13 protein-coding genes are annotated in these 12,217 nt (G+C 35.5%); 6 read left to right on the forward strand and 7 right to left on the reverse strand.

Going from position 1 to position 12,217, the window contains the following annotated elements; all coding sequences use genetic code 11:
- Nucleotides 1–211: 211 nt before the first annotated feature.
- Nucleotides 212–658 (forward strand): MarR family winged helix-turn-helix transcriptional regulator, encoded by a 447-nt coding sequence (locus MY533_RS08005; RefSeq protein ID WP_248718676.1) that lies wholly within the window; start codon nt 212–214, stop codon nt 656–658.
- A gap of 15 nt (nt 659–673) precedes the next feature.
- The gene (locus MY533_RS08010) at nt 674–2,131 is read left to right on the forward strand and encodes an MDR family MFS transporter (RefSeq protein ID WP_248718677.1); all 1,458 of its coding nucleotides are present in this window, start codon (nt 674–676) and stop codon (nt 2,129–2,131) included.
- Between the two features lie 371 nt (nt 2,132–2,502).
- Here MY533_RS08010 and MY533_RS08015 read toward each other — a convergent pair whose 3' ends face one another.
- From MY533_RS08015 to MY533_RS08035, 5 genes are all read right to left on the reverse strand, one after another.
- Nucleotides 2,503–3,210 (reverse strand): ABC transporter permease, encoded by a 708-nt coding sequence (locus tag MY533_RS08015; protein WP_248718678.1) that lies wholly within the window; start codon nt 3,208–3,210, stop codon nt 2,503–2,505.
- A complete protein-coding gene (locus MY533_RS08020) occupies nt 3,207–4,055 on the reverse strand; it encodes an ABC transporter ATP-binding protein (RefSeq protein WP_248718679.1) in 849 nt (282 codons plus the stop codon). The genes MY533_RS08015 and MY533_RS08020 overlap by 4 nt, the downstream gene beginning before the upstream one ends.
- Before the next feature lie 148 nt (nt 4,056–4,203).
- Entirely contained in the window at nt 4,204–5,160 is a 957-nt protein-coding gene (locus tag MY533_RS08025) for a LytTR family transcriptional regulator DNA-binding domain-containing protein (protein ID WP_248718680.1), read from the reverse strand.
- Nucleotides 5,161–5,163: 3 nt separating this feature from the next.
- Complete coding sequence (locus MY533_RS08030) at nt 5,164–5,751, reverse strand: dienelactone hydrolase family protein (protein WP_248718681.1); 588 nt, start codon at nt 5,749–5,751, stop codon at nt 5,164–5,166.
- Between the two features lie 545 nt (nt 5,752–6,296).
- Nucleotides 6,297–7,121 (reverse strand): methyl-accepting chemotaxis protein, encoded by an 825-nt coding sequence (locus MY533_RS08035; RefSeq protein WP_248718682.1) that lies wholly within the window; start codon nt 7,119–7,121, stop codon nt 6,297–6,299.
- Nucleotides 7,122–7,652: 531 nt separating this feature from the next.
- On the opposite strand from MY533_RS08035, the gene MY533_RS08040 reads away from it, so the two are divergent.
- Together MY533_RS08040 and MY533_RS08045 are read left to right on the forward strand one after the other, a co-directional pair.
- Nucleotides 7,653–9,167: a DEAD/DEAH box helicase gene (locus MY533_RS08040; protein ID WP_248718683.1), complete on the forward strand. Its 1,515-nt coding sequence runs from the start codon at nt 7,653–7,655 to the stop codon at nt 9,165–9,167.
- Between the two features lie 17 nt (nt 9,168–9,184).
- Nucleotides 9,185–9,964: a YqhG family protein gene (locus tag MY533_RS08045; RefSeq protein WP_248718684.1), complete on the forward strand. Its 780-nt coding sequence runs from the start codon at nt 9,185–9,187 to the stop codon at nt 9,962–9,964.
- Between the two features lie 39 nt (nt 9,965–10,003).
- Here the strand turns inward: MY533_RS08045 and MY533_RS08050 are convergent, their stop codons facing one another.
- Complete coding sequence (locus MY533_RS08050) at nt 10,004–10,324, reverse strand: ArsR/SmtB family transcription factor (protein WP_132363771.1); 321 nt, start codon at nt 10,322–10,324, stop codon at nt 10,004–10,006.
- Nucleotides 10,321–10,746, reverse strand: a complete 426-nt coding sequence (locus tag MY533_RS08055; protein WP_248718685.1) for an SRPBCC family protein — start codon at nt 10,744–10,746, stop codon at nt 10,321–10,323. Before MY533_RS08055 ends, MY533_RS08050 begins: the two co-directional genes overlap by 4 nt.
- Before the next feature lie 172 nt (nt 10,747–10,918).
- Here MY533_RS08055 and MY533_RS08060 point away from each other — a divergent pair, with 172 nt between their 5' ends.
- Together MY533_RS08060 and MY533_RS22275 are read left to right on the forward strand one after the other, a co-directional pair.
- Nucleotides 10,919–11,557 carry a LysE family translocator gene (locus MY533_RS08060; protein ID WP_132363767.1) on the forward strand — a complete coding sequence of 213 codons (639 nt, stop codon included), beginning with the start codon at nt 10,919–10,921 and terminating at the stop codon, nt 11,555–11,557.
- A 229-nt stretch (nt 11,558–11,786) separates the two neighbouring features.
- Complete coding sequence (locus MY533_RS22275) at nt 11,787–11,852, forward strand: NINE protein (protein ID WP_371873340.1); 66 nt, start codon at nt 11,787–11,789, stop codon at nt 11,850–11,852.
- The last annotated feature ends 365 nt before the right edge of the window (nt 11,853–12,217 follow it).

Here is a 12,217-nt window from a genome sequence, read left to right on the forward strand (position 1 = left end):
AATTTTAGTTGTGTACATTTTTTTATTTTTTGCATTAATAACAGGATATGTAAGTTTACACTTTGATTATAGGTACAGCATTAGTTAAAGTTCGGTAGTAGAGGTTATCATACCTTTTTTAGTTCGTATATTGATAGTACGTTTGTTGACTATTTTTCTGGACTTTGCTACAATCCAATTGTCAATATATTGACTTTATGGAGGGAACGATATGAAAAAAAAACGAGATGAAATGTATTTGGATATTATGTTAGACGTTTTTCGTGCATCTAGTTTACTTAGAAGGATTGGAGGCGGATTGGCACAACAAGTTGGTTTAAAAAGTGCACAACAATGGATGATTTTGGGGACCATTCTGCGCGAGGAAGAAGTAACCCTAAAAGATCTTCGCTTAGATACGTTAGTTACGAAACAAACAATTACTGGGCTTGTTGAACGTTTACAAAATGGGGAGTATCTCGAGACATTTCCAGACGCTGAAGATCGACGGATTACTAGAACAAGATTGACTTCAAAAGGAAAGGATACTATGAGACAAATCAAACCATTATGTGAAGAAAGTAACCGAAATTCATTTTCAGTTTTAACCGACGATGAATTAGAAAGTTTATCCAGCTCCTTAAGCAAACTTGTTCAACATTTAAACCTTGAGGAATAATTAAGGAGGGTTTTAATGAATAGGAAGACGAATACAAGAAATGTTACGGTGGCCATTTTCATTGCCACTTTTTTATCTGCAATTGAGGGTACTATCGTAGGAACCGCGATGCCGAAAATGGTAGGTGATTTAGGTGGTTTAGAAATGATGAGCTGGGTTGTTTCGGCCTATTTAATGACCCTATTAATCACTACCCCAATATACGGAAAGCTAGCGGATTTATTTGGTCGCAAAATGATGTTTAATATAGGAATAACAATATTTTTAATCGGGTCTATTTTATGTGGCTTATCCGAAAACATGTTACAGCTTATTATTTTTCGAGCACTTCAAGGCATGGGAGCCGGTGCTTTATCCAGTATAACCTTTACGATCATCGGAGATATTTATCCATTTGAGCAACGAGCAAAAGTACAAGGTTGGCTCAGTAGTGTATGGGGAATCGCAGGAATTGTCGGTCCTTTAGTTGGAGGGATTTTAGTTGACTATGTTTCTTGGCGATGGGTATTTTATTTAAACATGCCATTTGGGATCGTTTCTATGTTTTTATTGTTTATTTCTATGCATGAAACATTTGAAAAGAAAAAACGATATATTGATTATAGCGGGATTATTACTTTTACCATTGCAATTATCTCTTTATTGTACATATTAAATCGGCCATGGGAATCAATGCATACGCTACTAACCTTATCTGTAAGTATTATAAGCTTCATTCTTTTTATTATTATTGAACGTAAATCCCCAGAGCCACTTATTCCATTACAACTTTTTTCGATTCGTCCCATTACAGTAGCTAACTTAGCTATTTTCTTATTAGGCTCAGTGTTTATTGTTATTTCATTCCACATTCCTTTATGGATTCAAGGCGTTTATGGTGGTGGAGCAACCGAATCAGGATTAGTTATGATACCCATCTCAATAATGTGGCCTCTATGCTCCATTATAGCTGGCAGGCTTATCTCTAAAAAGTCTTTTAGATTTATTACTTTGTTGGGTTCGATTATTATTTTTATCGGTTGTTTAGGATTGTCATCAGCTTCAATTGAAACGCCTGTATGGTTATTTATGATTTATACAGCGTTCATTGGTGCAGGAATGGGATTCGCTACCACAACATATACAGTAGTGGTTCAGTCTGAAGTTGACTGGAAATTAAGAGGAATATCAGTTGCATCTTTTCGATTTATGCAGAGTTTAGGTCAAACAATCGGAATTGCAGTATTTACAGCTATCTCTATGACACAAGCAACAAAATATCTAAGTAGACAGCAAGATTTATCACATATAGATGTTAGTCAAATATTCAATAATAATCATGATACTTCACTTTCAAACTCAAATTTACAAAGCATAAAGGAAGCCATTGCGTTTGGATTACATAAGGAATTTTTGATTTTATCAGTAATTATCATAATTACTTGTTTCGTAGCAACACGAATAACACAATCGAAATCTTCTTTAGAAAAATGAAATTAACAACGGATTAAACTTTTCATTAAAATGGGCTCTATTTTTTAAACTAACCTACATCACATATATTTTCTCAGCACAAAAAAGTAAACTGCCCCAAGCATACGAGCAGTTTAAAACCTTGATGTACTAAGCGCCTTTGAAGCGATTTATTTTGTTACGCACCGAGTAGTGTTTCAGCACTATTCGGTCTTTTTGTGTTCCTTATCTAACTAAATGCTTCGATATTGACAGTTCAGTCAAAACGCACATCTTTTAACACGTTTTTATAAATAAAAACTGAACTAAATTGTTTGAATTAGTTCAGCTTAAAAATACCTCATTATAATGTTGCACATTTTATAAAGTATATTAATGGCTTTTAATAAAAATTAGTCGACCATTCTCTTTTTATAAATAAATCCTGCTACAATCCAAGTCACTAGTGACCAAACAATAATTGAAGCTATTGGAATAATGATATCCATTGTTGTGTATGATCCTTCTAAAGCTTCAGCTAGTAGTACTAATTGAGAGCTTGGTAACCATTCAGCAATCTTTACAATCGGACTAGCAGAAGATAAAGCTAGTGTAAGAGGGCCGCATGTGAAAATAAGGACAACAGGTAGAGTGATAAGAGATCCTTCCATAATCGTTTTGGAGAATAATCCACATAATGTTCCTAGTGCAATATAAAACACAGTCGAAAGTATTAAAGCGATAGCTAAGATGAAAAGGTTAGCTGGGTTATAGCCAGCGATGAATATAGTTAAGGCTACAACTACCATTGTAATGATAAAGACAAACAAGCTTTTACCAATTAAAATATCGACAAGTGAAGCAGGGGAAAGCATGAGACTACGAAGCGTATTTTTTTCTTTCTCTTCGGCAATTAGACAGCATTGTACGTAGGTAGTCACCATAGAAAATGCTATATTAATTGAAAAGAAATAGGCTGCGATAGTAGCGGAGCCCGATTTATTATACAAAAATGCAAAGACAAGTGGCATAAATACCATAACGGATACCGCATAGTTACGTGAAAATTCCTTATAATCCTTCATAAAAATAGCCTGAATACGTGACATTGAAATGTTCATACTAAATCACTCCCTGTTATTTGCATAAAAATATCCCCTAGTGTTGGCTCGTTCGTATATATCCGAGAAACTTCGTTAGATTGCATCCAATGAAACAGTTTTTCAGCATCTTGTTTTCCGTTTTGAATGACCTCACTAGCACCATTTTTTAGTTCAACTGTAATAGAGTCATCACCAAACTCTTTTTTCAAGTCCTTTGGCGCACCAATTGCTCGAATTTTACCTTTATGTAAGAAGGCTACACGATCACAAAGTATTTCGGCTTCACTCATATCATGTGTTGTTAAAAATATTGTTGTACCCATCTCGTTTAATTTGCGCAAGCCACTATAAATATGCTGTGTATTAACAGGATCGAGAGCAGAAGTTGGCTCGTCTAAAAATAATAATTCGGGTTTATGCATGATAGCACGTGCAAGCGTAACACGTTGCATCATTCCTTTAGAAAGCTGACTAATCTTCTTTTTACGATCACCGTATAAGTTAACAAAATCCAACGCTTCTTTAATGGCAGATTTAGATAATTGGTATAAATTACTGAATAGTAATAAATTCTCCTCGATTGAAAGTCGCGTATATAGTCCGCTATTATCTGTTAAAATACCGAAGCGTTTACGATTATTACTTTGTTTCATCTCATTTGCTGGGCGGCCAAACAATAAAACGTCGCCAGCAGTTTTTTCAGTTTGTGCTGTTAATATTTTTATAGTAGTAGTTTTTCCGGATCCGCTAGGTCCAAGAAAGCCGAATATTTCACCTTTTTGAATGGAAAATGAAACATCCTGTAATGCTGTTTCCTTATTAAATGTTTTTTTCAAATGCTGAACATCGATTACTGCGTTCATTTGAAAACCTCCCTGTGTTGTTGTTGATATCTACACTATAAGGGACAATAAGGGTCTCAACATTAAATTACAGGTGAAAGGCTGTGAAATGACCTTTAGTGGCGAAATATTTCAGCTGACAGGAGTCGTTTATTTCCTGGGAAATCTACTAAATTCCGAGTATTTCCTTTAAATCTGCGAGTTTATTTTTCGACAAAGGTACTACGGTCTTTTCATTGCTGTTTAAGGCTAAGCTATAGCTATTGCGAGTCCAAGTAATGATTTCCCGTACCTTTTGTAAGTTCACGATATAAGAGCGATGACTTCTAAAGAAGCCGAACGGTGTCAGTTTTTGCTCAAGATCATTTAATGATAATGTACATGGATAGGCTTCACCTGCAACATATAGTGAAACAATACCCTCAACACTTTCGATATAATCGATTTCCGGGGGATTAAATAAAATGATTTTATCATTTTTCTTTGTAGGGATTTTATCAAGTCGAATCGGTACGTTTTCTTGAGAGGTGGGAGTTGGTTCTGTTCCATCCTCTTTAACGTCTAATGCATGTATACCCGTAATATCCAATCTATGTACTTCTGTACTCGAAATAATTAAATCCTCAAGATTGTTAGATAATAAAATGACTGTTTTATTCTTTTTTCGAAGTGCATCCAATAACTGAATGACGTTTTGCTTAGAAAATTCATCTAGGTTTTGGAATGGCTCTTCTAAAACATGTATGTGTGCCTGATTGAGATATGTATGAATCAATTTTAAACGTTGCTTTTCTCCATTCGAAAGCTTGCTAATTTTAATGCTTTTTTGCTCCATTAAAGCGAATAATTTTAATAGATCCTCCATCTTTTCAGAAGAAGCATTGAAAAGCTTTAAGCAAAAGTTAATATATTCTCGAACCGTCAGTCGCTCATACAAGGCATTTTCACGAAAATGTGTATGCGTATTACTTTGCTTCGAAAACCATTGTGTTAATGTATGTATTTTTGACACATCCGTATGAATGCCGATAATAATACCTGGCTGCATAGATAGGTGAAAGTTTGGATAAATTACATTTCCTCCTTCTATATAAGGGTCAATAATTATGCTTTCATTTTGGTTCATTACTTAGTCCTCCTTGCCTTCATTTGATTCCAAAAATTGCGAGATTTCACTTTGTGATTGTAAAAAACTACCATGTTGATAGTTTGCGTTATGAAAGTCCATAAAACCGTGCTGACCTATATATTGTCTCGTTTGAACAAATGGAAATGTATCGAGTATTTCTTTTAATTCATGGACATTAAAACTTTTCTCATAACTTGGTAATATAACGAGCGTCGGACAGGAGGGGCTTGTATCCAAGTATTGACGAATGCGTGAACCATAAACGCAAATGATACCTTGTAATGGTAGCGTTGATAGTCTCCAAGCTAATGTTGCACCTACACTAAATCCGATTAACAGTACTTCATCAAAAAGGGTCCTAGCTTCTAATATTTTTTCAGTTAATTTACCGAGAGGAGCATCAAAGCCAACTTCACTTATGAAATATTCATAGGCTTCCTGCTCTTGTTCATATTGAAATATTCTATCGTCTGAATAGAAAGAAATGCACTCAACAGTAGTGTTAGCCTTACTGTATGCTTCAGCTTGCTTTTTTATAAAATCGTTGACGCCATAAATCTCATGTAGAATGAATATTTTCCTTGTCATGTTGACCTCATTTTTTGTTTTTTTTCAATAGTGTACCAAAAAGTAATATCATACAGGGTTCATCACCAAAAGTTGTGGATGACTTTTGGTAAAACGTCTACTATGTAAATAGTTGACCTTCGTTCCGACTGGGCGACTCCTCGGGGATCAGCAATAGAGGAACGAAGGCTAAAAGCATCACATCCTGTGATAACGCCTTCGTGACCAACATCGTGCTGCTGTCGCTACGTTGCACTCACGCTTTCGCGCAAAAAACATCTGTTGGCCCGAGATCCTGCAGCGCAGCGAGTGTTTTCTGTGCGAAAGCGAAGCGTCAGCAACAAATGTTTTCTGTAGCGGCAGCTATAAAGCGCCCAGTCGGAACGGAAATCAACCACACGTTTTGGAGATGATCCTCATACAGTATATTTTGTCGATTTTTGCCATTGGTTTTGTTGTTTCGGTAATTATTCCGAGCAGTGCCTAAAAGTAAAAAATCCGCGCAGACTTATGTGGTTCTAAATTGACCACAGAAAGCGAGCCGGATTTTTCCGTTGATTATGCCTTTATTTCATTACGTTAGACATAAAACCCTTCATTTCGATACTAAGCGTATTAAGCTCATCAATGATTTCACTAAAGTCTTGAACAAGTTGTGCCTGTTCGTTTGTGGCACCATGTATTTGAGTCATGTTTTGCTTTAAATTTTCAAGATTATCATTGATGCTTCGAAGTGAGGTTTCAATGTTATCGGTAGCAGTAGTTGTTTCAGTAGACAGCTTGCGAACTTCTTGTGCAACTATATTAAAACCGGCACCATGTTGACCTGCACGTGCTGCCTCAATTGACGCATTTAATCCGAGTAAATTGGTTTGACGAGAAATATTTTTTATCAAATCCGTAATACCATTTGTTTTTTCAGCATCCTCTAAAGCAAATTGTGTCTGCTTATTAATTTCCTCGCTAGTTGCAGCTAGCTCCTCCGAATGAGAGGCGATTGTATGTACTTTATCCTGTAGATTTTGGATAATATCATTCATAGTAACAATATATTTCTCCATTTGTAGAGAATGGTCAATAGGTATTCCAAAGGCTAGCGCGCCTACGATTTGCCCATTTTCACGAACTGGAAAAGAAAATGCGTTAAATTCCACACCATAAAATTCTTTTGGTACAGGTGCATCAGTACTTTTGCCTTTAAGTGGGAGATGTAAAATTACATCACCTGGGAGAATTTTTTGTCCAATTTTATACCCAGAATCTATCCGTTTCCCAGGTAAATAAGCAATAATACTCTCACTCTCTTTATCTACTAATCCAATCATGGACTCGCCTTTCATAGCTGAATGAATGTAAGGCATTGTCAATGTCAATGCTTCAAGAATTTTCATAGTAACCTCCTCGTTATATGTAAGCCCTATTAAATTAGGTATAATCTCGTTTTTAAAGCGTTATTTTTTGGAAAAGTGATACTTCTTTAATTGTATGAAAAAAGGAAGTAAATAAAAAGACTATCTTAATACCATTATCCTTTTAAATTGTACGAAATTAAGGCAATATATTATGAATTTGCTAAAAAAGGAGTAGGACTTTTGCGCAGTGCAAAACGTGGGGTTGATTTTCGTTCCTGCTGCCGCTTCGCTGTAAGGTTCCATCTTTGACGCTGATCCCCAAGGAATCACCCAGCCTCCACTACAATTAACTACTTCGTTAAGAATATATCTTCAGCAATGTTTTACCTTTGCGAAAGCGATAACAGAGGTCATAGCATCTATTTTTGAAACTCATAAAATTGATAAAAGATCTACGCTTTGTCGATTGAACTGATGGAAAAACTCATCAGAAGTTTTTCTTTCGCAAAAGTTTAACATAGCTTTTTCTTTTTTGGACAACCTAAACTTTAGAAATAATGGTATGAGGTGATGATCATGAAAATAGAAAGGTCGTCCGAATGGGAAGAAGGCTTTATCAATAAACTGAATGAACAAGGAAAATGGGATAGTTGGACATTGTACAAGATGAATTATGACATTGTGAAAATGAAGCTAATTCCTGATTTCACAGGTTTACAGGCAACGAAGTATTTACCAAATTTAAAGCCGCTTAAGCACCAGTTGGAAGCAGCAGAGACAGTCATTGAACGTATGAATGGTAAAGCGATTTTAGCTGACGAAGTAGGTCTTGGTAAAACGATTGAAGCAGGTTTAGTTTTAAAGGAATATTTGATTCGTGGCCTCGTAAAAAAAGCATTAATATTAGCGCCAGCATCTCTTGTTAATCAGTGGGTTGAAGAATTAAATATAAAGTTTCACATTCCGGCAGTAGCTTATAAGAAAAATGTTCAGATTGAGCGCCATGATGTCCTTATTATGAGTATGGATACGGCAAAGAAGAGTCCTCACAAAGAGCGAATTTATGAGCAGAATTACGACATGATAATTATCGACGAAGCTCATAAATTAAAAAATCATAAAACACAAATTTATGAATTCGTCCAAAGCTTAAAGAAAAAGTTCTGTTTATTATTAACGGCTACACCGATTCAAAACGATGTCTTTGAATTATTTTATCTTATTTCCTTACTTAAGCCTGGTCATCTTGGCAATTATGATACATTTCAAGCCGCATTTTCGGCAAGTAAGCATGATTTAGAGCATGATGATTTTTTAAAGGAATTAGTGAATCAGGTGATGGTGAGGAATAGGAGAGAAGACACGGGTATTGAATGGACAAATCGCCGTGTTCAAATTATTCCAATCGAATTTACGAAGGAAGAAGAGGAAGTTTATAATCTGCTTGGAACGCTTCAAAATACAGGCTCATTTTCAATGATTACATTGCAAAAGGAAATGTGTAGTAGCAAGGAAGCAACAGGTTTAACATTAACTAAAATGCTTGAAGACAATGCGCAGCCACAAGAAATTGAAGGAATACTAGCAAAATTAATGGCTTTAGAAGTGAATTCAAAGGCGAAAAAGACCCTTGAAATAGTCGAACAAGCCAAAGACAAAGTAATTATTTTTACAGAGTATAGAGCTACTCAAATTTACTTGCAGTGGTATTTACATTCCAACGGTATAACGAGTGTCCTATTCAACGGTAAATATAATAAAAGTAAACGTGATTATATGAAGCATCTTTTTAAGGAAAGGGCACAGGTTCTAATCGCAACAGAGGCAGGTGGCGAAGGGATTAACCTTCAATTTTGTCATCATGTCATTAACTATGATCTGCCCTGGAATCCTATGAAGCTAGAGCAACGAATAGGGCGCGTCCATCGATTAGGGCAAGAGCATGATGTCCATATTTATAATCTGGCTATTGTCAATACGATTGAAGAGAACATATTAGCATTACTTCATACGAAAATTGATGTGTTCGAAAAGGTAGTAGGCGATTTAGATGCGATTCTATCTAACTTTAAAGAATCTGTATAGTGTAAGGGAGAAGGACCATGTATCCACAGCAAGTTCATAGTTATTTACGCCAATTTTTTAATGAAACTGATTGCCCTATATTAGGAGAAGATCAGCATTATCTTACTGTACAATTAACGGTTGATATTGATAAAAAAATAATGAATCGCCCTTTTTATTGGCAATACGTAGAAGCTACAAACAGTGAGGCAAATCCAGCTCAAGTAACTTTCATTACAAATCAAACAGCATCAGCAGGGAACCTTTATGGAGAAGCTATTCATTTTGGTTCTCCAAGAATGAACCAGCTTTTTCAAGCAACAAGGGAGCTAGGAGCCTATGTTCAGCTTTTTGAAAAGGTGGATAATGAAATAGGGCAAGTTATCCTAACTCCTTGGCTAGGTGTCAACTTTAAAGTGTCGTATTGCTGCGATCGAACGAAAGAAACACTTTATTCATTTGGCATAAACTTACTAACAGGGATCATAAAAGAGGACTTTCAAGAGACGATATGTACATCTGAATTTGACACTGTCCCAGCAGACAATGCTTTTCATGTTCAATATATTATTAAGCCTCTTAGAGCACTCGAAAGATTACATGCTACTATTGAAAAGATTATTGAACGGGATGACCATTCATGGGCTACGGAAGCAAAAAAACGATGGCAGCATGATCAACGTGTACTTGATTATTTTTATGAGGAAGAAGAAGAGAAGCCAGAATGCTATGACATCGAAAAGAAGGCATTAGAGGAACAATACGATACTAAAATTAAAATAGAAATTATTAATGGTGGTTTATTTTATCTTTATTAAACGAGGAGCTGTCTAATAGTAGGGACAGCTCCTTTACATTTAATTTTCTTCAAAAATACTTTGTAATTGTGCCAATTTATTATCCCAAAATAAATCAAAGTACTGAAGCCAGTCTTCAATTTCTTTTAGTTTTTCGGCATGTAATGTGTATATTTTTTCTCGTCCCTTTTTCTGAGCAGACACTAGCTCAGCTTGCTCTAAAATTTTTAAATGCTTTACAACAGCAGTTCTGCTTATAGAAAAATTCTCAGAAATAAGTGAGATCGGTTTATCACTTGCGGCAAGTAGCTGTAGGACATGACGTCTTGTTGGATCAGCGATTGCTTGAAAAACATCATACTTTACAGCAAGTTGTGTCATTGTGATTCCACAACTTCTTTTAATTTTTTGCCGATAAGCATTGTCCAGCCGCCCTCCATTGTTGTACGAATGGCTTCAGCAGGCATGTTGGCTTTAGGAATGATATGTGAAGCTTCTTTCCAGCCACCATGTGTTAATGTGAATTCAGTTTGCTCACCAATTTCTTTCAGTTCAAAAGTGACAAACCATCCATCTGTATCCCATGCAAAACGAACAAAATGTGGAGCATCTACTTGTTCTACTCGACATGGTGAAGGACCAAATGGTGATTGTATTGTAAACTCATGACCTTCAACAGGCTTAAAATCATTTGGCATAAGCCAAGAAGCAATCTTTTCAGCATCCGTTACTGTTTCCCATACTTTTTCAATTGGTGCATTGAGTGTAACTGTTTTAACAATATTCTTTAGTTTTTCTGTCATTAAAATGAACTCCTTCGCAAAAATATAACCTTAAGGTTTTATGAATATATAACACCTTAAGGTTATATGTCAATTATAAATACATTGGATAAACTTTCACTGTGTCTTTTTGTGAATCCTTATTTATGTTAAAATTATTTTTATAATTTTCTGACTAGGAGGGGGCGTTAAAGTGGTGAACATATCTGTGTTTTTATTAATGTGCATTTTATTAATTATTTTGCCTGGTCCGGATACCGCCATTGCAACAAAAAATACACTTACCGTAAGCAGAAAGGGGGGCTTACAAACTTTACTCGGTTCGTGCTGTGGATTATTGATCCATACTTTTGCAGCGGTTATTGGACTTTCCGCGATTATTGTAAAGTCAGCATATGTATTTACCATTTTAAAATACGTCGGCGCGGTTTATTTATGCTATTTAGGTATTAAAACTTTATGGGCATTACGATTAATACGTACACAGTCTCCAGTTGTACAAGACGAAACCCAAATTGAACATAAATATTCAGAACAATCATGCTTTAAGCAAGGCTTCTTAACGAACGTTACAAACCCAAAGGTGGCTGTATTTTTTCTAACATTTTTACCTCAGTTTGTAGATGGTAAAAGCGGTACATTTATGCCATTTCTTATAATGGGGCTTATTTATACTGCATTAACAGGATTTTGGTTTGTATTTTATGTTTACTTGTTGGATAAAATTAGCGCATTTATGAAAAAGCCAACGACGAAAACGGTTATCGAAGGATTGACAGGTGCAGTACTAATTGGGTTTGGCATTAAGCTAGCATTCGAGAAAGCCCACTAATGTTAAATAGACTAAACTAATAAGAGGATATTATGTTCAATATAAGAGCATATATCCTCTTTTTTTATATATTAGATTTGTTAATTAGGCGTTTAGACCGACCGTTAAATATTTTTTTGAGCTATGAGGGTACATGAAGTTCTCATAGGGAACCCCTCACTTCTTGTGTATAACTAATGCGATTGAAAAATGGATTACACATCAGATAGAAGTTATATAGTAACTAACGATGTTACTTTGCTTCTTTCTAGGTTATTTCGGAGCTCACCACTTCTACGCTGGAAAGATAAAATAATGATTATAACTTTAGATTGCTTGGGTATCTGGGCATTAATCAAATTTATTATGATTGTTTTATCGGTAAAATCACATATGATCTACATAATAAACAGCAATGCATAAGGGGCTGATCAACTATGATTGAAAGGCACTTTTTTAGCCATAAAAGATAGATTAAGGTGTTGAGAAAAACGTCAAAGAATGGTAGACCTTTGGATGGAAACGAAGTAAATTCTACATTGAATGTCCTAGCCAGTTAATCGATACCCAAAGCGGTTTATTTAAAGAGCAGCTTTTTGTCATCGTCTTGCTGGCTTGTTGTTTTTGTACTTCGATTTGTTTTTTATGATTCTTCGATGTCGTCCATAATAATGTTGCGGG

It is taken from the genome of Lysinibacillus sp. Ag94, assembly GCF_023242215.1.
Taxonomy (GTDB): domain Bacteria; phylum Bacillota; class Bacilli; order Bacillales_A; family Planococcaceae; genus Lysinibacillus.

Excerpts from the sequence above, each read along its gene's own strand:
- MY533_RS08020 (WP_248718679.1), bottom strand. The coding sequence starts at position 4,055 with ATGAACGCAGTAATCGATGTTCAGCATTTGAAAAAAACATTTAATAAG.
- MY533_RS08005 (WP_248718676.1), top strand. The coding sequence starts at position 212 with ATGAAAAAAAAACGAGATGAAATGTATTTGGATATTATGTTAGACGTT.
- MY533_RS08050 (WP_132363771.1), bottom strand. The coding sequence starts at position 10,324 with ATGACACAACTTGCTGTAAAGTATGATGTTTTTCAAGCAATCGCTGAT.
- MY533_RS08040 (WP_248718683.1), top strand. The coding sequence starts at position 7,653 with ATGATCATGAAAATAGAAAGGTCGTCCGAATGGGAAGAAGGCTTTATC.
- MY533_RS08010 (WP_248718677.1), top strand. The coding sequence starts at position 674 with ATGAATAGGAAGACGAATACAAGAAATGTTACGGTGGCCATTTTCATT.
- MY533_RS08035 (WP_248718682.1), bottom strand. The coding sequence starts at position 7,121 with ATGAAAATTCTTGAAGCATTGACATTGACAATGCCTTACATTCATTCA.
- MY533_RS08015 (WP_248718678.1), bottom strand. The coding sequence starts at position 3,210 with ATGAACATTTCAATGTCACGTATTCAGGCTATTTTTATGAAGGATTAT.
- MY533_RS08030 (WP_248718681.1), bottom strand. The coding sequence starts at position 5,751 with ATGACAAGGAAAATATTCATTCTACATGAGATTTATGGCGTCAACGAT.
- MY533_RS08055 (WP_248718685.1), bottom strand. The coding sequence starts at position 10,746 with ATGACAGAAAAACTAAAGAATATTGTTAAAACAGTTACACTCAATGCA.
- MY533_RS08025 (WP_248718680.1), bottom strand. The coding sequence starts at position 5,160 with ATGAACCAAAATGAAAGCATAATTATTGACCCTTATATAGAAGGAGGA.
- MY533_RS08045 (WP_248718684.1), top strand. The coding sequence starts at position 9,185 with ATGTATCCACAGCAAGTTCATAGTTATTTACGCCAATTTTTTAATGAA.